Consider the following 20,347-nt stretch of genomic DNA (forward strand, 5'->3'; position numbering starts at 1 on the left):
TCGCCAAAAGACTGTTTTTACCGAATCTTCGGTGTTTTTTACCGCAGGGCGGGAAAAAGTGCTCCGCGCCGCCCCCCGGGGTCATCGAACTTTGGTTGAATGCGGGCCAAATCCACCGCGTGCAGACGACGCATGGCACCACCTTGCCGGCCTGCCTCAACGACCTGCCTGTACCGGCCCGATATCGCGCCGGTCAAAGGAAATGCTGCGGATCGATATCCACCTGGACACGCAGTCCCTTTGTCGGCTTCGGCCCCGCGGCGAGCCATCGCCGCAGGTAGGATTGCAGGTCGAACTGGCGCGGCGCCATGGTCAGCAGACGGTAGCGGTGGCGGCCGCGTACCATCGCCAGGGCGGCTTCCGCAGGACCCAGAATGCTGACGGCCTCATCCAGTGGAGCCGAGCGCGCGAGCGCGCGCGCAAAGCCTTCCGCGAACCCCTTGTCCGGCCCCGAGACGACAATGGCCGCCAGCCGGCCGAACGGAGGCAGGCCGGAGACGCGCCGGGATTCGATTTCCGCCTTGTAGAAGGCCGCCGTGTCGCCGCCGTAGAGTGCCCTGATGACCGGGTGCTCCGCATTATAGGTCTGCAGCAGCCCGACGCCGCCGCCGGTCATGCGGCCCGCCCGGCCGGTGACCTGTGCCAGCAGCTGGAACGTCTTTTCGGCGGCACGCGGGTCTCCATGCGCCAGACCCAGATCGGCATCAATGACCCCGACGAGCTTCATCTTGGGGAAATTGTGGCCCTTGGCGACGAGCTGGGTGCCGATGACAATGTCGGCCTCGCCCTCTTCCACCAGCTTCATCTCCCGCTTCAGCCGCTCCGGGCCGCCGGCAAGGTCCGAAGACAGGACCAGCGTGCGCGCCTGAGGGAAAAGATCCGATACCTCTTCCGCGATGCGCTCGACACCCGGGCCGCAGGCAACGAGGCTGTCCGTCTGGCCACAGGAGGGACAGCTTTGCGGCACCGGCTCGGTGTGGCCGCAATGATGGCAGACAAGTTTCTTCTGAAACCGGTGCTCGACCAGCCAGGCGCTGCAATGAGCACACTGAAAGCGATGGCCGCAGGTGCGGCATAACGTCAGGGGCGCGTATCCCCGCCTGTTGAGAAACAGAAGCGATTGGTCACCGGCGGCAAACGTGTCCTTGATCGCATGAACCAGCTGCGGCGCCAGCCACCTGCCGCGCTCGGGACCGTCAATCCGCATGTCGATGGCCTTCAGGTCCGGAAGCGCCGCCCCGGACGCCCGCTCGGGAAGTTCATAAAGCGTGTAGCGGCCCGAATCGGCGTTGACGCGGCTTTCCACCGAAGGCGTTGCGGAGGCGAGCACAACAGGAAATCCGGATATGTGGCCGCGCACGACGGCCATGTCCCTGGCGCTGTAAGGCACCCTGTCATCCTGCTTGAAGGCGGCATCGTGTTCCTCGTCCACGATAATGAGGCCCAGCTCGCGAAACGGCAGAAACAGCGACGAACGCGCACCGATCACCACCCGGATGTCGCCGGACGCAACGCCGCGCCAGACCCGTGCACGGTTTTTCGGCGTGATCTCCGAATGCCACTCGGCGGGGTAGACACCGAAGCGCTGTTCGAACCGGCGCAGGAACTGTTCCGTCAAGGCGATTTCCGGCAGGAGCACGAGCGCCTGCCGTTCACGGCGCATCGCCTCCGCGATCGCCTCGAAATAGACCTCCGTCTTGCCGGAGCCGGTGACGCCGTCGATCAGCGACACGCCCGCGCCCTTGTCGAAGCTTGCGATCAGGCCCTCGGCTGCGGCCGTCTGAGCCTGTGTCAGTTGCTTCTGGGCGAAGTCGAGCTGCGGTCTGGGCGGCGGTGGCGCGGCCGGCATGGAGACGACTTCGAGCACCTCCTGGTGGATCAGGCCATCGATCACGGAAGGCGACACGCCGGCAGCATGGGCAAGGCCGCTCTTTGTCCAGGCAAAGCCGTCTTCCATCGTGCCCAGCACCCGCCGACGGGCGGAGGTCTGCCGGTCCGGTTCGGCGCCGTCGATCCGGCGCACGCCCGGCACCGGCGCTTCCGGTTCCAGCGCTTCTTCGGAGCGCAGCACCATGCGCAGAACCATGCCGGGCGCTCCGAGCGTCCAGTTCGCTACCCAGTCGACGAACCGGCGCAGGTCCTCGTCGAGAGGCGGCGTGGTGTCATAGACGCGGGTGATGCTTTTCAGCTTCTTCGGATTGATCGCCGCGTCCGGCTCCCCGTCCCAGACAGCGCCGATGACTTCGCGTGGCCCGAGCGGGACCCTGACGATCGTTCCGGGAACAACCGACTTTCCGGGCGGCACCTTGTAGGTATAGGCCGTTGGGACCGCGACCGGCACCAGGACGCTGGCAATCGTCTCCTCAAATTCTGGATCGTCAAACAGCACGAGAATTCAGGTCCGCAACTTGTCGGGTCGGGCTGACACCCGCAGGCGCCTCACCCCCGGGGGCAGTCGCAAACGTTTGCGCCAGAACGGGCCGGGATCAAGGGCTGACTTTTTTGAGGTACGTACCACAAAAATTTCTTCCACCGGAGAATCAGGGGTTCTTCTTGTCATCATCCTAGGGTAAAGAGAGCGCGACTGATTACGCAAATCGCTTTGCGGGATCCGCAGGCGAGCCACTCCGGCGACCGAACCGGCGCTTCACAGGGAGCTACCAGACATGAAATTTTTCGTCGACACGGCCGACACCGCCGTCATCAAGGAACTTGAATCCACGGGCCTTCTCGACGGCGTGACGACCAATCCCTCGCTCATTGCCAAGTCGGGCCGCGACTTCAAGGAAGTGATTGCCGAGATCTGCGGAATCACGGGCGGCGATGTCTCCGCGGAGGTTGCCGCGACCGAGTTCGACCAGATGATCAAGGAAGCGCATGTCCTGCGCGCAATCGCCGACAATGTCGTCATCAAGCTGCCGCTGACCTTCGACGGGCTGAAGGCCTGCAAGCAGCTGACCGAGGAAGGCACCAAGACCAACGTCACGCTGTGTTTTTCGGCGAACCAGGCCCTGCTCGCCGCCAAGGCCGGTGCAACCTACATCTCGCCGTTCATCGGCCGTCTGGATGACATGAACATCGACGGACTGGAGCTGATCCGCGAGATCCGCGTGATCTACGACAATTACGGCTTCGATACGGAAATCCTGGCCGCCTCGATCCGCACACCCAACCACGTCAAGGAATGCGCGATCATCGGTGCGGACGTCGCCACCGTTCCGCCCGCAACGCTGAAGGGCCTGGTCAAGCATCCGCTGACGGACAAGGGCCTCGATGCGTTCCTGGCCGACTGGGCCAAGACGGGCCAGAGCATCCTCTGACGGCTGACAAAACGAGCATTTGCAAACGGCCCGGGTTTCCGGGCCGTTTTTTGTTGGCTTCTATAGCGAGATGACCCCGCCCGCCACGCCGCGCACCTTGATCGCATCATCCGCCGGACATACGCTTTCACCGGATTTCCCGGACAGACGGTTGAAACGGAGCAGCCACGTGGCGGACGACGACAAGGGCAAGGCGCTTCTGGAAAACGCCTACAAGCTTTCCACGCCGGAAGACAACAAGGCCTATTACCGCGAATTCGCGGACACCTATGACGGTGACTTCGCCGAAGCTCTCGGGTTTGTCTATCCGGAGACAATCGCACGGATCTATGCGGAACAGGCCGGACCTGACGATGTTCCCGTCGCGGACATAGGCTGCGGCACAGGTCTGGTTGCCGAAGCGCTTGGCCTGCCGGCTGCCCAGGTCGACGGAATGGATATATCCGCGGAGATGCTGCAACGCGCAGCTGCGAAGGCGCTCTACGGCCGGACCTTCGAAATCGACCTGACCGGCGACCTCGCACCGATCAGCAATGCGTATGGCGCGGTCCTTTCGTCCGGCGCCTTCACACACGGACATCTCGGCCCCGATGTTCTGGTCAGCCTGCTTTCGATCGCGCGAAGCGGCGCACTCTTCGTGATCGGCGTCAACCGGGCGCATTACGGCGATCACGGTTTCGATGCCGCGCTCACCGGACTGGCGGATGAGAGACGGATCACGGACCCCGAGGTCCGGGAAATCCGCATGTATTCAAAGGAAGGCCACGATCATTCGGCGGATATCGCCTTCGCGGTGAGCTTTCGGACGCTGTGAGGCGCACGGATCCGACGCGCATGACACGTTGCTTGCCTATTTGAAGGCTTCCCGTTCCTGCGGGGAGATCTCATCGCCGCGCGTTTGGGCGGGCCTGATCGCGCGGATTGCCGATTTCGCCTGCCGCGTCCATTCCACGAAAGGATAGAACACCAGCTTCACGACGTCGTTCTGAGGAACATCCTGGACGCCGAAGGGCTCCTTGCACGGTCCTGGAACGTAATAGGTGCCGAAGAGGAGGTCGAAGACCGGAAAGACGTTTGCCAGGTTCTTGCCGTAGGCCTCGGGGAGGTCGGCATGGTGCCACTGGTGCATGCGCGGCGAAGCCAGCACGTATCTGAACGGGCCGTGGCCCCAGTCCACGTTGATGTGGACATACATGTTGTGCAGCGTCAGCAGGATCGCGCCGTATCCCATCACGTCGGTCGGGAACCCGAGCCAGCTCAGGAGCAGGATGTAGGACGTGGTCATGACCAGCGATTCCAGAAAGTGGATCCGGTAGCTCGTCAGCACGTTCAGGTCCGGGTCGGAATGATGGATCGCATGGATCGGCCAGAGCCAGCGGTGATGCAGGATGCGATGGTTCCAGTAGTCGGCGAAATCGTAGCAAAGCGCGGCGAAAGGAACCAGCACCCACCAGGGCACCCCGGACCAGAAGGTCTCGTCGACGCTCGGGATGCCGAGCGTGTCATAGCCCTGCTTGATGTGTTCGGATGTCAGGAAGACGACCGGTGCGAACAGGAGGTTGACCCACCAGAAACCGATATTTGCCGCCACGCTGCGGATCAGCCTGACGGGCCAGTCGAACCGGTATCCGCGGCGATGGAGATCGAACAGAAGCACGGCGAGCGCAAATCCGGCGGTGGCCAGAAACGAGATGCTGTAGACCCGATTGGTCACCAGCAGCTGAAGAAGCTCGTAAATCCGTCCGGCGAAGTCCACGGTCCGCTCACCTGCGCGCTAAAAACTCAATTCGGCCTATCTAAGGGGCGCGGGCTTAATCGCGGGTAAATTCAATGCTGCGCATTAACCAATCCGAACGCAAACGGGCCTAAAATCGGCCAATGAGCACGACCGCACCCGACCTGTCCGACCTTCTGGTCACCGCGAAGCCGGATCTCAACAACCGAATCGGGCTCTGGCTCGATCATCTGTCCGATGAACGCCGGCTTTCCGACAAGACGCTGGTCGCCTATGAACGCGATCTGCGGCAGTTCCTCCGCTTCCTGACAGAACATCTCGGGGGAGCGCCGTCATTGAAGGATATCGCCGCGCTGAGGCCTGCCGACTTCAGGGGGTTTTTGGCGTCCCGGCGCAGGCAGGGAGTCAAGAGCCGGTCATTGGCCAGGGGCCTTGCCGGGATACGGTCCTTCCTGAAACACCTGGAACGGCGCGGAGACGTGAACGCGGCAGCGTCCGACGCCGTCCGGCCACCGCGGCAGGCACGGTCCCTGCCCAAACCGGTTTCCTCGCGCGATGCCATCGATGTCACCAGCGGCGAACTCGCCCTCGAGACGGCGCCCTGGATAGAGGCACGCAATGCCGCCGTGCTGACGCTTCTTTACGGCTGCGGCCTCCGGATATCCGAGGCGCTGTCCCTGACGGGCAAGATGGCGCCCGTGCCGGGAACTAAGACCATGCGCATCGTGGGCAAGGGCCGCAAGGAACGTATCGTGCCGATCCTTCCGGCCGTCTGCGATGCGGTCGCGCATTACGTCAAGCTGTGCCCCTTCGCCATCGAGGCGGACGGCCCGCTTTTCCTCGGCGCACGCGGCGGCCCTCTCAATCCACGCATGATCCAGCTGGCCATGGCAAAGCTGCGCGGGGCGCTCGGATTGCCGGAGACCGCGACGCCGCACGCCCTCAGGCATTCCTTCGCCACGCACCTGCTCGCCGGCGGCGGCGATCTCAGGACAATCCAGGAGCTTCTCGGACACGCCAGCCTCGCGTCCACGCAGATCTACACCGAGATAGACAGTGCGCATCTGCTGGCTGCCTATGACCGGGCGCATCCGCGCAACGGCACGAAGTGAGCTAGAGCATTTGCGAAAATGGGCCTCGGTCAAATGAACCAAGTTGGTCGGAAAATGCTCTATCATGAGGCTGAAACAAAAGGTGGACTGATCATGTCTCGTCTCTTGCTTTTCCTTGCCGGACTTCTCGTCCTGTCGACGGTGCCGGCACAGGCGCAACGGATCTACTGCCCGCTGCCGGAGGACGGTGTCTGGATCAACCCCGATGCGGAACCGAAGGAAATCAGCCGCATCGAGGTGGAAAGCACGTGCGAAAACGAGCAGGTGCTGGTGCGCGTGAGAGCCTTCACGTCCTGCATTCCGCGCGATTGCAAGTGGGGTTGGACAAAGGCCGAGCTGCGATCGGACGGCGCAATACAGGTTCTTTTGATCGGATTCCTGAGCAGCAAGAAGATCACGCTCAAGGCCTTCGGAGATCTTCTCGACGCGCGTGTTGTCAACGTTGTCAACGACTTGTCAGAGCCCAAGACCCAGAAGACCTACAACCTTAACAGAAAGTAAATGCGCCAATCTTAACCTTGGTATCAATCTCTACCCGGTTTTTCCTTGTCCGATTTCATTTTTGCTTTACCTTAGACGTTACTGCGCCAGTCCCGCGCAGCAACAGACGGAGGCTCATCATGCGTCTGATCAGCACGGCCATCGCAGGGTTCGCCATCGCGGCATTCGCGGTCGCACCGGCACATGCCTGTTCTTGGGGAAAAACTGCCAAAGCCGACGAGAAAATGACTGTCGCGGATACGTCCATCGTTCCGGAAGTCGACACCGACGTTGCCATCGCGACGAATGATCTCAGCGTGGAGATCACGCAGGAAGACGTCATCGTGCCGGTCCCTGAAGAGGCACCGACCGAGTAATTCAAGTTTCTTTTGCTCCAATCTATCTTACCGCTGCTTCGGCAGCGGTTTTTTTTTGAAAAAACGCTCCCTGCACAGTTTCTGCTGAAAGTCTCCTTCTTTGCGCCAACCAGGGCACGAATAATCCGGCTCACACAAAGACTTGCAAGCTGCAACAAGCGGGAGTTTCATGATTTCCAGACGCGTGTTTCTGAAGGGGTTGGGTCTCGTGGCCTTGAGTTCGATATCAACGGCTGCCTATGCAGTCGGCATCGAACCTTTCCGTCTGCGGATCAAACGGTATCATCTGACGCCGGGACGCTGGCCAAAGGACCTGCAGCTCACCGCTGCGCTCATCGCCGATCCGCATATTTGTGATCCCTGGATGGGGCTTGAACGGGTCCGCTTTATCGTCGAACGTACAAACGCCCTGAAGCCCGACATCATCCTGATGCTTGGCGACTACGTTGCAGATCACAAGATGCAATATGACGCGATCCCGCCGCAGGCCTGGGCAGACCAGTTCGCAAACCTCTCCGCTCCTCTCGGGACGCATGCGATCCTGGGCAACCATGACTGGTGGGATGATCAGGAGGCCCAGAAAACCGGAAGCGGTCCGACGAAATATGGCCAGGCGCTTCTCAACGCCGGCATTCCGCTTTACCAGAACCGGGCAATACGTCTCGAAAAGGACGGAAGACCCTTCTGGCTGGCTGGCATCGACGACCAGTTGGCGCTCGGACCAAGCCCGAAATTCAAGCGCAGGAATTGGCAGGGTCTCGATGATCTGACCGGAACACTTGCGCAGGTAACCGACGACGCACCGATCATTCTGATGGCGCATGAGCCTGATATTTTCAACGAGGTTCCCGGCCGTGTCAGCCTGACCGTGAGCGGGCATACCCATGGTGGCCAGATCAATTGTTTCGGATACCGCCCAGGCTATCCCGCCAAGCATGGCAACCGTTTTCCCTATGGCCACTATGTCGACACCTTGGGTACGACGGTCAATCGGCATCTCGGGCTGTCGGCAGACCCGAGGCACCTGATCGTGTCCGGTGGACTTGGATGTTCCCTGCTGCCATTGAGAATAGGTGTCCCGCCGGAAATTACGCTTGTCCATCTGGGTGGCAGCACGGCGGCAGTCTCCGCCTGATCCGCATGCCGGAGTTGTTCAGATGCTTCCGGCCGGAACCGGGGCTTTTTGCCGGAATTCGCGAATGCCCTGGGAGAGGATCTGAACGGCGGAACTCACGAACAAGGCCGCCATCAATCCGGCGACCAGCAGGTCCGGCCAAGCCGCCGTTGTTCCCCACACACCCAGGGCGGCCATCATGACGGCGAGATTTCCGATGGCGTCATTGCGCGAACACAGCCAGACGGAACGCACATTGGCATCGCCGTCCTTGTAGCGCACCAGCAGCATCACGCTCGCAAGGTTGACGGCAAGGGCGAGAAATCCGACGGATCCCATGACGGCGGCCTGGGGCACGCCGAGCACAAACACCTGATGCAGGGTCGACCCGGCGACCCAGAGCCCCATCAGAAGCAGGCTCACGCCCTTGCCCAGTGCCGCAAGCGCCCGCGTCTTCAGGGATGCTCCGATCACCGCCAGCGAAATCCCGTAGGTGATGGCGTCGCCGAAAAAATCGAGCGCATCGGCCTGCAACGCCTTCGAACCGGCGGCCTGGCCGGCCGCCATTTCAACGACGAACATGCCGGCGTTCAACCCGATCACCAGCCAGAGACGGCGCCGATAGTCTCTTGACATGCCGTCAAACGGGGTCTGCGTCTTCGCGCAGCATGCGCCCATGTCGTGCTCCTCAAAGCCTCTTGATTTATTCGAGCGCGAGCAGTCTAATTCCTATAGCGACTAGAGGTTCAAGGGGTAAATTGATGGATTTTTCGATCGGGGAACTGTCGAAGCAGACCGGCGTGAAGGTTCCGACGATCCGGTACTACGAAAAGGAGGGCCTGATCGACGCGCCCTTTCGGACCGAAGGCAATCAGCGGCGCTACAACGAGACGGATCGCGACCGCCTCCGCTTCATCAAGCACAGCCGGGATCTCGGCCTGCCGATGCCTGCCATCCGTGACCTGATCGAGCTCAGTCAGCACCCCGACAGGCCCTGCCACGCTGCAGACCGGATCGCAAAGAACCAGCTCGCATCGATCCGTGAGCGCATTGCGCATCTGAAAAAACTGGAAGCGGAACTCGTCCGGATCGCCTCGAGCTGCGAAGGCGATCACACGGTGACGGAATGCAACGTGCTCAAGGCCTTTGGCGATCATGGCCAATGCCTCGACGTGCATTGAAGCAAGGGGACGTTGCAATGCTGCAGTTCGACGAGCGTACCACCAGACTGTTGGAGGAAGCTTATCTCGGCGCCGACTTTTCCCGGCGAAGACGCGCCTCCTTCGACGCGCTCAACCCGTCGCCCGGCGACGTCATCGCCGACATCGGCTGCGGCAATGGATTGCTGACGCTTGAATTGTCCCGAACCCTCGGCGACAGGGGCAAGGTCATCGGGATCGACCCGAGCGACGACATGCGCGGCGCGGCAGTCAACCGTTGCGCCGGCCACGCGAATGTCGAAATCCTCAGCGGGACCGTCACGGACCTGCCGCTTGACACGGCGTCCGCCGACAAGGCGGTCTCCCTTCAGGTGTTTGAATATCTGGACGATCTTCCAGGCGCCGTCGCCGAGATCAAGCGCATCCTCAAACCCGGAGGACGGCTCGTCGTCGGGGACATGCACTGGGACACAATCACCTGGTTCAGCGATGCGCCGAACCGGATGAAGACGATGCTGGACACGTGGGACGGACACCTCGTCGAACGTTGCGTTCCCGCCATTCTGCCGCCGATCCTGCGCGAAGCGGGCTACCGGGTGGACGGCGTGAGGGCCGTCCCGTTCACCAGCACCAGTCTCCATCCCGACGGCCTGGCGAACATGATGATCCATCTGATGAAACCCTATGCCGTCGCCAAGGGCCCTTTTTCGAATGAGGAGGCAGACGCCTGGGCGGAAGAACAGGTCCGGCTTGCGGGCGCCGGCCGGTTCTTTTTCTCCATCACCCATTTCGTGATTACGGCAACGCTGCCCGGGTAAGCCGGATCAATCCGGGACGACGAATTGGCGGTCATCGGCGTAGTCCGTCACCCGCACATTGTCCCCGTCGCGCTCCAGGCGCAGCATTGTCCAGCCATCTGCCGGCAGGCGGCAGGAATGACGGCCCATCACGCACGGCAGCTGAGGCGTGCGCCTGTAGGTGACGTCATTCGACAGCGCCCGTGCAATGGCCGTATGGCCCTTGAGATAGGCGAACAGCGTGTAGGGGCTCAGGTACCAGACCTCACCGTCGCGCAGTTCCTCGAGTTTCTCGGCACGGGCAAGCGGAAACTTCCGTCCCCACGTCCAGGAAATCGCGTCACGTGTCTGATGATCGAGATAATGGTGCGCCATGGTCTCGTCGATGAAGACCTGTTTTTGCGCAGCGACATCCTCCAGATAGTCACGGGCAGCGGCCTCCCGGCCCGGTGCGCGATCCGACAGGACGTAGAAGATCAGGAAGTTGGCAGAGACGACCAGGAACACCAGCGTGTAAAAAACATATGCCACTCTCCGGAAGCGCTTCTGCGTGACGGCATCAATCGCGACAAGAAACACCATGGTCGCAGCCAGGTTCCGGACCAGAACCTTGTCATGCAGGAAAGCTGCAAGCCCCTGCCCGAGGGCCAGCATCAGACAGACGAGCGCCGCAGGCCGCGAGAACCGCGTCAGCACAAGCCCGGTGACCGCGAAGATCGCCGCCCGGCCAAGTGCTTCGTCGTTGATCCCGTGTCCGGTGGACCTTTGCGCGTGAAAGACGATCTGATCGATGAACTCGCGAAACTGAAAGTCGATGCTGAGCGAAAAGATCAGCAGCGCCACCAAAAGCGCCACGGCATTTTCAATCGCCAGCGTCACGATTTTCAGATCGCGAAAGGCGACCCGCCAGAGGTCATGGACGATGATCGCACCAAGGCTCCAGGCGAACACCGCCGGCGAGGCGAGCGGCGCAAAGGCGAGTGCGAGTTTGCCGAAGGTCCGGATCGCCGAAACTTGCGCGGCAGCGTCTCCCCCATTCCGCTCCCTTGCAGGCCAGAACAGCAGAAAGAACCCCAAAGCCCAGAAGACACAGGCGGTGATCTCGAGCCGGAACCCGGTCACGACATACATCGGCGCGAACAGGAGCGGTGCCATCAGCGCTGCCTTCGGCAACCGGATAGCCAGGCACAGGGCGGAAAAGGCAAGCGCTGTCAGCAGGTAACACAGATACTCATAGCCGACGACGCTCAGGCGGCTGACGCCGAACAGGTCCAGGTAGATGCCTGACAGGATCAGGTGGAAGCGCGTGTAGAGATGGTAGTTTTCCAGACCGGGAAATTGCACAGACAGGAGCGGATTGACGTGGTTCCCGGTCGCCGCGACCTCGGCCGCCCAGGGTATGAAGAACAGATCATCGACATGCGCGATCGTTCGTTCAGGCCAGAAGAACACGAGCGCGGCCGCGGCTGCCAGCAACAGCCAGAGCCCTGACTGCAGCATCGTAAATCGGCTGGTTTCCGCGCCCTGCACAAATGATCTCCCGTGTTCAGCGTTCGAAGCCGATCCCTGTTTGAACGGTACGACCGGTCTCACGCGATGCCGCTAACATGCAAAGAGCGCCGCAGGCAAGGTTTCCCGCAGCGCTCCGATGATATGCGAACCGCAACTTTAAGAATGGATCGGTTTGGCGAACGCACCCATCGCTGCTTCCTTGACGGCTTCCGACATGGTCGGATGCGCGTGACAGGTGCGGCCGAGATCTTCCGAAGATCCGCCGAATTCCATCAGAACCGCCGCTTCGTGGATCATTTCGCCGGCCCCGAAGCCGATGATGTGAACGCCGAGGACCCGGTCGGTCTTGGCATCGGCCAGGACCTTCACGAATCCGTCGGTGTGGTTCATGGCGCGCGCACGGCCATTGGCGGAGAAATTGAACTTGCCCGCCTTGTAGTCGATCCCGTCGGCTTTCAGTTCCTCTTCGGTCTTGCCGACAGAGGCGACCTCGGGCTGCGTATAGACCACGCCGGGGATGACGTCGTAGTTCACATGACCGGCCTGACCCGACAGGATTTCGGCGATCGCAACGCCTTCATCCTCGGCCTTGTGCGCCAGCATGGGGCCGGCAACGACGTCGCCGATCGCGTAGATGCCGTCGACATTGGTCTTGTAATGCGCATCGATCTGAACACGGCCGCGTTCATCCAGGGCGACACCGGCCGCATCAAGGCCAAGGCCCTCCGTATAGGGACGGCGGCCGATCGCAACCAGAACGATGTCGGCCTCGATCTCCTGCGCGTCTCCGCCCTTTGCGGGTTCGATCGTGACGGCCAGTCCCTTGCTTTTCTTGGCCACGCCCGTGACCTTGGACGACAGCTTGAAGGTCATGCCCTGTTTCTTCAGCATGCGCTGGAAGTTCTTGGAGACATCGCCGTCCATCGGGCCAAGGATCTTGTCCATGAATTCGACAACGGTCACTTCGGAGCCGAGGCGGTTCCAGACAGACCCGAGTTCAAGGCCGATGACACCGCCGCCGACGACAACCATCTTGCCGGGGATCTTGTCCAGCTCAAGCGCGCCGGTCGAAGATACGATCTGCTTTTCGTCAATCTCCACGCCGGGCAGCGGCATGACATCGGACCCGGTCGCAATGACGATGTTCTTGGTCTCGACCACGGAGACGCTGCCGTCATCCGCGGTGACCTCCACCTTGCCCGTTCCCAGAACCTTGCCCGTGCCGGTGTGCACGTCGATCTTGTTCTTCTTCATCAGGAAGGCGACGCCGTTGACGTTGGCATCCACCACGTCGGTCTTGTGCTTCATCATCTCCGGCAGGTCGACCTTCGGCTTGGAGACTTTAATGCCCAGTTTCTCAAATCCGTGGCCGGCTTCCTCGAACATTTCCGACGCATAAAGGAGCGCCTTGGAGGGAATGCAGCCGATATTGAGGCAGGTCCCGCCAAGCGTCGCCCGTTTTTCGACAACCGCGGTTTTCAGACCGAGCTGCGCCGCCTTGATCGCGCAAACGTACCCCCCCGGGCCGGTTCCGATGACGACAAGATCATATTGGGACATTTTGGTCGCCTTTGCCTTTTCAGTTTCAAGTCCATTGACGGATTACGGTAGGATTGACCGGCCCCCGGACACGTCCAGAATGGCGCCGGTCGTGTAGCTGGACTGGTCGGACATGAGCCAGACGATTGCGTCCGCGACTTCGTCCGCGCTGCCCGCACGCTTCATCGGCAGTTTGGATTCAAGCTGCGCCACGCGGTCGGGAAGCCCGCCGGAGGCATGCAGTTCCGTGTCGATGATGCCCGGGCGGACGGCATTGACCCGGATGCCTTCGTCAGCAACCTCGAGTGCGAGACCGACCGTCATCGTGTCGATCGCGCCCTTGGAGGCCGCATAGTCGACATATTGCGCCGGCGATCCGAGCTTGGACCCGGCCGACGCCAGATTGACGATGCCGCCGCCTGTGCCGCCATGTTTGGTCGACATGCGCTTCACGGCTTCCCGCGCGCACAGGAAGGAGCCGACGACGTTGATGGTGAAGATCCGGTTCAGACGCTCGACGCTCATTTCGTCGACGCGCTGGGACATGTCGACGACGCCGGCATTGTTGACCAGCCCGGCAAGGCGGCCAAGCTTGTCGGCCTCCTGAAACAGGGTCAGGATATCGCTTTCACTGCCGACATCGCCCTTCACGGCAACAGCCTTGCCACCCTCGGCCTCGATCTCGGCGACAACCTTGTCGGCGGCCGCCTGATTGGCCGTGTAGTTGACAACGATCGTATGCCCGAGACGTCCCAGTTTGCGGCAGACGCTCGCGCCGATGCCGCGGCTTCCGCCTGTTACGATGACAACAGTGTCAGACATCAATACTCCAGAACCTGTTTGAGCGGACCCGGTCCGCCCTGTTTGTTGTTACTGCTCCGCAATCGCCAGCCGAAGCCCGAAACCGGCAAAGGCCGCCGCGATGGTGCGCCTCATCCAGACCATGACCCGGTCGCTCCTGAGCACCTTTTCGCCGACCATGGAGGCAAACAGACCGTAGACGAGAAAAACGACGAAGGTCATCGCCATGAAGACCCCGCCGAGTCCAAGCATCTCGAGCGTCGGATGCGCCGAGGACGCGCTGACGAATTGCGGCAGGAACGCGAGGAAGAACACGGTCAGTTTCGGATTGAGAATGTTGATCAGGAAGCCGGTGCGCGCCGTTGCCAGGAAGCTCTTGCGCACGGCCCTGTCGGCCTTCAGTTCCACCGGGCCGCTGTCCTTCAAGGTCTGCCATGCGAGATAAAGCAGATACGCGACACCGGCATATTTGACCGCCTGGAAGACGATCGCGCTGGTGTGCATGAGCGCCGCCAGCCCGACCACGGATGCCAGGATCGCCGGAACGATCCCGAGCGTGCAGCCGATCGTGGCCGCAAGGGCGGCGCGCCGCCCCTTGCCGAGGCCGACCGCCACCGTGTAGACCACCCCGGTCCCGGGAACCAGGACGACGATCAGCGCGGTTATCAGAAACTCCAGGCTCATGAGGCCGCCTCCATAGCCCTCGGAACGATCAGGACCCGGATCAGAGATCCAGGACCAGACGCTGCGGATCTTCCAGGCTTTCCTTGACCCGGACGAGGAAGGTCACGGCTTCCTTGCCGTCGACGATGCGGTGGTCATAAGAAAGCGCCAGATACATCATCGGACGGATCACGACCTGCCCGTTCACGGCCATGGGCCGCTCCTGGATCTTGTGCATGCCGAGAATGCCCGACTGGGGCGCGTTCAGGATCGGCGAGGACATCAGCGAGCCGTAGACACCGCCGTTGGAGATGGTGAAGGTGCCGCCGGTCATGTCGGCCATGCCGAGCTTGCCGTCGCGCGCCTTGCGGCCGAGGTTGCCGATCTCCTTCTCGACTTCGGCAATCGACATCTGGTCAGCATCGCGCACGACCGGAACCACGAGACCCTTGTCCGTGCCCACGGCCACGCCGATGTGGCAGAAGTTCTTGTAGATGATGTCGGTGCCGTCGATCTCGGCGTTGACCGCCGGAATTTCCTTCAGCGCATGGGTGACCGCCTTGGTGAAGAAGCCCATGAAGCCGAGCTTGACGCCGTGTTTCTTTTCAAAGAGGTCTTTGTACTGCTTACGCAGTTCCATGACCGGGCCCATGTCCACCTCGTTGTAGGTGGTGAGCATGGCGGCCGTGTTCTGGGCGTCCTTCAGGCGGCGCGCGATGGTCTGGCGCAGCTTGGTCATGCGCACGCGCTCTTCGCGCGCCTCGTCCTGCGCCACGACAGGACCACGGGCGACAGGCGCTGCTGCCGGGGCAGAGGTCGCCGCCGTCGCGCCAGAGGCAATCGCCCCGATCACGTCTTCCTTCAGAACCTGGCCGCGCTTGCCGGAGCCTGCGACCTGATCCGCGGAGAGGTTGTTTTCCGCCATCATCTTCTGCGCGGACGGTGCCGGCGGCATCGACGTGCCGGAGGCCGCCGCGGGTGCGGGTGCCGGAGCTGCAGCTGCAGGAGCAGCGGCAACGGCTGCGCCCGACGGATCGATCTGGCAGAGCAGAACACCCGGTTCCACGGTGGCACCGGTTTCGGCGGCAATCTTCACGACCGTTCCGCCGACAGGTGCAGGCACTTCCTGAGCCGCCTTATCCGTTTCCAATTCGACAAGCGTGTCATCCGCCTTGACGACATCGCCGACCTTGACGCTCCACTCGCCGACCTCGGCTTCGGTCACCGATTCACCGGCGCTCGGTGTGACCACGTCGACCAGGGCCGCACCGGCTGACGGCGCGGCTTCTTCGGCGGCCGGAGCAGGCGCTGCGGCAGCCGGGGCTGCAGCGGCGGCGGCGCCTTCGGCGATCTGGCCAAGCAGAGCGCCGACTTCAACCGTGTCGCCTTCCTTTACGACGATGCTCTCCAGCGTGCCTGCAGCCGGGGCGGGCACCTCGACCGTCACCTTGTCGGTTTCGAGTTCGACGAGCGGTTCGTCCTGATTGACGGCGTCACCCGGCTTCTTGAACCATTGTGCGATAGTTGCTTCGGAAACGGATTCACCCAGAGTGGGCACGCGAATTTCGGTTGCCATGGTCGCCTTCTCTTAAAATTACCCGGCCAATTTGTTGAAAGAGGGCGATGCCGCCCTCTCAAGATCAGTTTCCAAGCGCCTCTTCGAGGAATGCCTGCATTTGCGCGAGATGGACCGACATCAGGCCGGTCGCAGTGGATGCCATTGCCGAACGGCCGGCGTAGCGCGGCCGGCGATACTTGGCATCGATCTGTTCCAGCACCCACTCGATATAGGGCTCGACGAAGAACCAGCTGCCCATGTTCTTCGGCTCTTCCTGGCACCAGACCATCTCCGCGTGCGGGAAGCGGGCCAGTTCGAGCATCAGCGCCTTCTTTGGGAAGGGATAGAGCTGTTCGACGCGCATCAGGTAGACATCGTCGATGCCGCGTTTCTCGCGTTCCTCGAACAGGTCGAAATAGACCTTGCCCGAGCACATCACGACCCTGCGGATCTTGTCGTCGGAGACCAGCTTGCCTTCGGAACTTAGGTTCGCGCCCCAGTCATCCCAAAGCACGCGGTGGAACGTCGTGTCGGGGCCGAGTTCGTCGATCCGGGAGACCGCCTTCTTGTGGCGCAGAAGCGACTTCGGCGTCATCAGGACCAGCGGTTTGCGGATATCGCGGCGCAGCTGGCGGCGCAGGATGTGGAAGTAGTTCGACGGCGTCGAACAGTTCGCAACCTGCATGTTGTCCTCGGCGCAAAGCTGAAGAAAACGCTCGAGCCGCGCGGAGGAGTGTTCCGGTCCCTGGCCTTCATAGCCGTGCGGCAGCAGGCAGACGAGACCGGACATGCGCAGCCACTTGCGTTCACCCGACGAGATGAACTGGTCGAACAGCACCTGCGCCCCGTTGGCGAAGTCGCCGAACTGGGCTTCCCACATGGTGAGCGCGCGCGGTTCCGCCAGCGAGTAGCCGTATTCGAACCCGAGCACGGCCTCTTCGGAGAGCATCGAGTTGATGACCTCATAGCGCTGCTGGTCGGGGGACACGTGGTTGAGCGGAATGTAGCGGCTTTCGTTCTCCTGGTCGTAAAGCACCGAGTGGCGCTGCGAGAACGTGCCGCGTTCACAGTCCTGACCGGACAGGCGCACGGGGTGGCCTTCAGCCAGGAGCGATCCGAAGGCGAGCGCTTCGGCCGTTGCCCAGTCGATCCCCTCACCGGTTTCGATCATGCGCTCACGGTGGTTCATGAAACGCGCGATGGTGCGGTGAATGTTGAAGCCTTCCGGCACATGGGTCAGCGCCCGGCCGATTTCCTTCAGCTCACCCATCGGGATACCGGTTTCGCCTCGGCGCGGATCTTCCTCGTCGTCGGCGCGGCGCATGCCGGCCCACTTGCCGTCAAGCCAGTCGGCCTTGTTCGGTTTGAACGCCTGGCCGGCATCGAACTCGCCGTCCAGATGCTTGCGCCAGTCGGCCTTCATCCGGTCGACATCTTCCTGGCTGAGCACGCCTTCCTTGATGAGGCGTTCCGAATAGCGCTGCAGCGTGGTCGCGTGCTTGCGGATCTTGCGGTACATGATCGGCTGCGTGAACGCCGGTTCGTCGCCCTCGTTGTGGCCGAAACGGCGATAGCAGATCATGTCGATGACCACCGGACGCTGGAACGTCTGGCGGTATTCGATCGCAATCTTGGCAGCGAAGACGACCGCTTCCGGATCATCCGCATTGACATGGAGGATCGGTGCTTCGATCACCTTGGCCATGTCGGACGGATACGGCGAGGACCGCGAGAAACGCGGGTTCGTCGTGAAGCCGATCTGGTTGTTGATGATGACGTGCACCGAGCCGCCGGTGCGGTGGCCGCGCAGGGCGGACAGACCGAAACACTCGGCAACGACGCCCTGGCCGGCAAAGGCCGCATCACCGTGGAGCAGAAGCGGGAGAACAGTGTTGCGTTCCACTTCCGTCGTTTCAATGAAGTTGCCGTTCTTGTCGGCGGCAAGCTGATCCTGTTTCGCCCGCGCCTTGCCGAGCACGACCGGATTGACGATTTCCAGGTGCGACGGGTTGGCGGTCAGCGACAGGTGCACGTTGTTGCCGTCGAAGGTCCGGTCGGAGGACGCGCCGAGGTGATATTTCACGTCGCCCGAACCTTCGACTTCGTCGGGCGCGTAGGAGCCGCCCTTGAATTCGTGGAAGATCGCGCGGTGCGGTTTGTTCATCACCTGGGAGAGCACGTTCAGGCGGCCGCGGTGGGCCATGCCGAGAACGATGTCCTTGAGGCCCATCTGGCCGCCGCGCTTGATGATCTGCTCCAGCGCCGGGATCAGCGCCTCGCCGCCATCAAGGCCGAAGCGCTTGGTGCCGGTGTATTTCACGTCGAGAAACTTTTCGAAGCCTTCCGCCTCGACAAGCTTGTTGAGGATCGCCTTCTTGCCTTCGGAGGTGAACGCGACCTGTTTGTCCGGCCCCTCGATGCGTTCCTGGATCCAGGCCTTCGCGGCCGGATCGGAGATATGCATGAACTCGACACCGAGCGTCGAGCAGTAGGTGCGCTTCAGGATGTCCATCATCTCGCGGATGGTGGCGTATTCCAGGCCGAGAACATGGTCGATGAAGATCTTGCGATCCCAGTCGGCTTCCGTGAAGCCGTAGGACGAGGGATGCAGTTCCTCGTGATCGCCCTTGCCGGCAAGACCGAGCGGATCGAGATCGGCATGCAGGTGACCGCGCATCCGGTAAGCGCGGATCATCATCAGCGCCCGCACGGAGTCGCGGGTTGACTGATGCACTTCCGCATCGGACACCGGCGCGCCCGTTGCTTCCGCCTTCTTCTTGATCTTCTCGCCAAGCTTCTGCTCGATCGGACCCCAGTTGCCGTCAAAGGCGTTGACGAGGTCGCCATTGGCTTCGATCGGCCAGTCCTTGCGCTTCCAGGGAGCCCCGCGCGCTTCCTTCAGCACGGCTTCCTTCTCGTCCTGGAAGGCCGCAAAGAAGTCCCGCCATTCGGCATCGACCGAATTCGGATCCGTCTTGTACTGGGCGTAGAGGTCTTCGATATAGGCTGCGTTGGCGCCGTAAAGCAACGACGTCAGTGCGAATACGTTGTTCGCTTCCTGCCGTGCCATGTCCTTTAGCGGAGGGCTGCTCCGCCCTTTTTGTTATGGCGGGCCGAAAAAGACCCGCGGCCGGTTCCCTACAAAGACCGATGAAACACCGGCCCCTCGAAAATTGATCGCGGCACACTTGGCGCCGCAACCCATCCTTTCATCATGCAGACGGAAAGGTAAACAGTTTCCGTTGCTGTCAGCACAATTTCCTGCGTTTTTAGCCCTTCAAGACTTCGAGAAGCGTCTCGCCGAGCTTGGCCGGTGACGGCGAAACCTTGATACCCGCCGCTTCCATTGCCGCTATCTTGTCTTCCGCGCCGCCCTTGCCGCCGGAAATCACGGCACCCGCGTGGCCCATGGTGCGGCCCGGAGGCGCGGTGCGGCCCGCGATGAAGCCGGCTGTCGGCTTCTTGCGGCCCTTCTTCGCCTCGTCGATCAGGAACTGCGCGGCTTCTTCTTCCGCGGAGCCGCCGATCTCGCCGATCATGATGATGGATTCCGTATCGTCATCGGACAGGAACATTTCCAGGACGTCGATGAACTCGGTTCCCTTGACCGGGTCACCGCCGATGCCGACCGCCGTCGTCTGGCCGAGGCCGGCGTTGGTGGTCTGGAAGACGGCTTCATAGGTGAGCGTGCCGGAGCGCGACACGACGCCGACGGAGCCCTTCTTGAAAATGGAGCCCGGCATGATGCCGATCTTGCATTCTTCCGGCGTCAGGATGCCGGGGCAGTTCGGGCCGAGCAGGCGGGAGTTGGACTTGTCCAGCTTCGCCTTGACCTTGACCATGTCGGCAACCGGGATGCCCTCGGTGATGCAGACGATGAACGGGATCTCGGCGTCGATCGCCTCGATGATCGCGGCGCCCGCGCCTGCCGGCGGGACGTAGATCACGGAGGCATCCGCGCCGGTCGCTTCCCTGGCTTCGCCGACGGAGGCAAAGATCGGCAGCTGCGCCGCGCTTTCCACGGAGCCCCAGGTCTCGCCGCCCTTTTTCGGGTGGACACCGGCAACCATCTTGGTGCCGTAATATTCAAGTGCCTGTTCGGTATGGAACGTGCCGGTCTTGCCGGTCAGGCCCTGAACGATGATTTTCGTGTCTTTATTTACGAGAATTGCCATCTTG

General features: G+C 61.9%; 18 protein-coding genes. 8 read left to right on the top strand and 10 right to left on the bottom strand.

The genetic code is table 11. The features are described from left to right. Positions 1-193 precede the first annotated feature (193 nt). Positions 194-2,389 carry a primosomal protein N' gene (locus tag ACO08A_RS07695; protein WP_422040558.1) on the bottom strand — a complete coding sequence of 732 codons (2,196 nt, stop codon included), beginning with the start codon at positions 2,387-2,389 and terminating at the stop codon, positions 194-196. A 277-nt stretch (positions 2,390-2,666) separates the two neighbouring features. Between ACO08A_RS07695 and fsa the strand changes: the two genes are divergently transcribed. Both fsa and ACO08A_RS07705 read left to right on the top strand, forming a co-directional pair. After that, entirely contained in the window at positions 2,667-3,320 is a 654-nt protein-coding gene (fsa, locus tag ACO08A_RS07700; protein ID WP_422040559.1) for a fructose-6-phosphate aldolase, read from the top strand. Positions 3,321-3,489: 169 nt separating this feature from the next. After that, positions 3,490-4,134 (top strand): class I SAM-dependent DNA methyltransferase, encoded by a 645-nt coding sequence (locus ACO08A_RS07705; protein WP_422040560.1) that lies wholly within the window; start codon positions 3,490-3,492, stop codon positions 4,132-4,134. 36 nt (positions 4,135-4,170) lie between these two features. Here ACO08A_RS07705 and ACO08A_RS07710 read toward each other — a convergent pair whose 3' ends face one another. Further along, positions 4,171-5,076, bottom strand: a complete 906-nt coding sequence (locus ACO08A_RS07710; protein WP_422040561.1) for a sterol desaturase family protein — start codon at positions 5,074-5,076, stop codon at positions 4,171-4,173. Positions 5,077-5,198: 122 nt separating this feature from the next. Here ACO08A_RS07710 and ACO08A_RS07715 point away from each other — a divergent pair, with 122 nt between their 5' ends. The 4 genes from ACO08A_RS07715 (at position 5,199) to ACO08A_RS07730 (ending at position 8,159) form a co-directional block, all read left to right on the top strand. Further along, positions 5,199-6,167, top strand: coding sequence for a tyrosine recombinase XerC (locus tag ACO08A_RS07715; RefSeq protein ID WP_422040562.1), 969 nt, complete (start codon positions 5,199-5,201; stop codon positions 6,165-6,167). 93 nt (positions 6,168-6,260) lie between these two features. Beyond that, positions 6,261-6,668, top strand: coding sequence for a serine/threonine protein kinase (locus ACO08A_RS07720; RefSeq protein WP_422040563.1), 408 nt, complete (start codon positions 6,261-6,263; stop codon positions 6,666-6,668). Between the two features lie 119 nt (positions 6,669-6,787). Next, positions 6,788-7,024, top strand: coding sequence for a hypothetical protein (locus ACO08A_RS07725; protein ID WP_422040564.1), 237 nt, complete (start codon positions 6,788-6,790; stop codon positions 7,022-7,024). A gap of 169 nt (positions 7,025-7,193) precedes the next feature. After that, positions 7,194-8,159, top strand: coding sequence for a metallophosphoesterase (locus ACO08A_RS07730; RefSeq protein WP_422040565.1), 966 nt, complete (start codon positions 7,194-7,196; stop codon positions 8,157-8,159). An 18-nt stretch (positions 8,160-8,177) separates the two neighbouring features. Here ACO08A_RS07730 and ACO08A_RS07735 read toward each other — a convergent pair whose 3' ends face one another. Further along, positions 8,178-8,816 (bottom strand): cation transporter, encoded by a 639-nt coding sequence (locus ACO08A_RS07735; RefSeq protein ID WP_422040566.1) that lies wholly within the window; start codon positions 8,814-8,816, stop codon positions 8,178-8,180. A gap of 83 nt (positions 8,817-8,899) precedes the next feature. On the opposite strand from ACO08A_RS07735, the gene ACO08A_RS07740 reads away from it, so the two are divergent. Then, complete coding sequence (locus ACO08A_RS07740; protein WP_422040567.1) at positions 8,900-9,319, top strand: MerR family transcriptional regulator; 420 nt, start codon at positions 8,900-8,902, stop codon at positions 9,317-9,319. A 17-nt stretch (positions 9,320-9,336) separates the two neighbouring features. After that, a complete protein-coding gene (locus tag ACO08A_RS07745; RefSeq protein WP_422040568.1) occupies positions 9,337-10,116 on the top strand; it encodes a methyltransferase domain-containing protein in 780 nt (259 codons plus the stop codon). A 6-nt stretch (positions 10,117-10,122) separates the two neighbouring features. Here ACO08A_RS07745 and ACO08A_RS07750 read toward each other — a convergent pair whose 3' ends face one another. The 7 genes from ACO08A_RS07750 to sucD form a co-directional block, all read right to left on the bottom strand. After that, positions 10,123-11,595 carry a hypothetical protein gene (locus ACO08A_RS07750; RefSeq protein ID WP_422040569.1) on the bottom strand — a complete coding sequence of 491 codons (1,473 nt, stop codon included), beginning with the start codon at positions 11,593-11,595 and terminating at the stop codon, positions 10,123-10,125. Between the two features lie 168 nt (positions 11,596-11,763). Next, positions 11,764-13,167, bottom strand: a complete 1,404-nt coding sequence (gene lpdA / locus ACO08A_RS07755) for a dihydrolipoyl dehydrogenase (protein ID WP_422040570.1) — start codon at positions 13,165-13,167, stop codon at positions 11,764-11,766. Positions 13,168-13,209: 42 nt separating this feature from the next. Beyond that, entirely contained in the window at positions 13,210-13,968 is a 759-nt protein-coding gene (locus ACO08A_RS07760) for an SDR family oxidoreductase (protein WP_422040571.1), read from the bottom strand. 48 nt (positions 13,969-14,016) lie between these two features. Further along, entirely contained in the window at positions 14,017-14,631 is a 615-nt protein-coding gene (locus ACO08A_RS07765) for a LysE family translocator (RefSeq protein ID WP_422040572.1), read from the bottom strand. Between the two features lie 40 nt (positions 14,632-14,671). Beyond that, the gene (gene odhB, locus ACO08A_RS07770) at positions 14,672-16,186 is read right to left on the bottom strand and encodes a 2-oxoglutarate dehydrogenase complex dihydrolipoyllysine-residue succinyltransferase (RefSeq protein ID WP_422040573.1); all 1,515 of its coding nucleotides are present in this window, start codon (positions 16,184-16,186) and stop codon (positions 14,672-14,674) included. A 64-nt stretch (positions 16,187-16,250) separates the two neighbouring features. Continuing rightward, positions 16,251-19,238, bottom strand: coding sequence for a 2-oxoglutarate dehydrogenase E1 component (locus ACO08A_RS07775; RefSeq protein ID WP_422040574.1), 2,988 nt, complete (start codon positions 19,236-19,238; stop codon positions 16,251-16,253). 199 nt (positions 19,239-19,437) lie between these two features. After that, on the bottom strand, positions 19,438-20,343 hold the full coding sequence (gene sucD / locus ACO08A_RS07780) for a succinate--CoA ligase subunit alpha (protein ID WP_422040575.1): 906 nt from the start codon (positions 20,341-20,343) through the stop codon (positions 19,438-19,440). Between the last annotated feature and the right edge of the window lie 4 nt (positions 20,344-20,347).

The sequence above is a fragment of the Roseibium sp. genome, from assembly GCF_965232425.1.
Lineage (GTDB): Bacteria > Pseudomonadota > Alphaproteobacteria > Rhizobiales > Stappiaceae > Roseibium.

Bases quoted from the DNA above. Each gene is read 5' to 3' on its own strand.
- fsa (WP_422040559.1), top strand. From the start codon at position 2,667: ATGAAATTTTTCGTCGACACGGCCGACACCGCCGTCATCAAGGAACTT.
- ACO08A_RS07715 (WP_422040562.1), top strand. From the start codon at position 5,199: ATGAGCACGACCGCACCCGACCTGTCCGACCTTCTGGTCACCGCGAAG.
- ACO08A_RS07720 (WP_422040563.1), top strand. From the start codon at position 6,261: ATGTCTCGTCTCTTGCTTTTCCTTGCCGGACTTCTCGTCCTGTCGACG.
- ACO08A_RS07725 (WP_422040564.1), top strand. From the start codon at position 6,788: ATGCGTCTGATCAGCACGGCCATCGCAGGGTTCGCCATCGCGGCATTC.
- ACO08A_RS07730 (WP_422040565.1), top strand. From the start codon at position 7,194: ATGATTTCCAGACGCGTGTTTCTGAAGGGGTTGGGTCTCGTGGCCTTG.
- ACO08A_RS07735 (WP_422040566.1), bottom strand. From the start codon at position 8,816: ATGGGCGCATGCTGCGCGAAGACGCAGACCCCGTTTGACGGCATGTCA.
- ACO08A_RS07740 (WP_422040567.1), top strand. From the start codon at position 8,900: ATGGATTTTTCGATCGGGGAACTGTCGAAGCAGACCGGCGTGAAGGTT.
- ACO08A_RS07745 (WP_422040568.1), top strand. From the start codon at position 9,337: ATGCTGCAGTTCGACGAGCGTACCACCAGACTGTTGGAGGAAGCTTAT.
- ACO08A_RS07750 (WP_422040569.1), bottom strand. From the start codon at position 11,595: ATGCTGCAGTCAGGGCTCTGGCTGTTGCTGGCAGCCGCGGCCGCGCTC.
- lpdA (WP_422040570.1), bottom strand. From the start codon at position 13,167: ATGTCCCAATATGATCTTGTCGTCATCGGAACCGGCCCGGGGGGGTAC.
- ACO08A_RS07760 (WP_422040571.1), bottom strand. From the start codon at position 13,968: ATGTCTGACACTGTTGTCATCGTAACAGGCGGAAGCCGCGGCATCGGC.
- ACO08A_RS07765 (WP_422040572.1), bottom strand. From the start codon at position 14,631: ATGAGCCTGGAGTTTCTGATAACCGCGCTGATCGTCGTCCTGGTTCCC.
- odhB (WP_422040573.1), bottom strand. From the start codon at position 16,186: ATGGCAACCGAAATTCGCGTGCCCACTCTGGGTGAATCCGTTTCCGAA.
- ACO08A_RS07775 (WP_422040574.1), bottom strand. From the start codon at position 19,238: ATGGCACGGCAGGAAGCGAACAACGTATTCGCACTGACGTCGTTGCTT.
- sucD (WP_422040575.1), bottom strand. From the start codon at position 20,343: ATGGCAATTCTCGTAAATAAAGACACGAAAATCATCGTTCAGGGCCTG.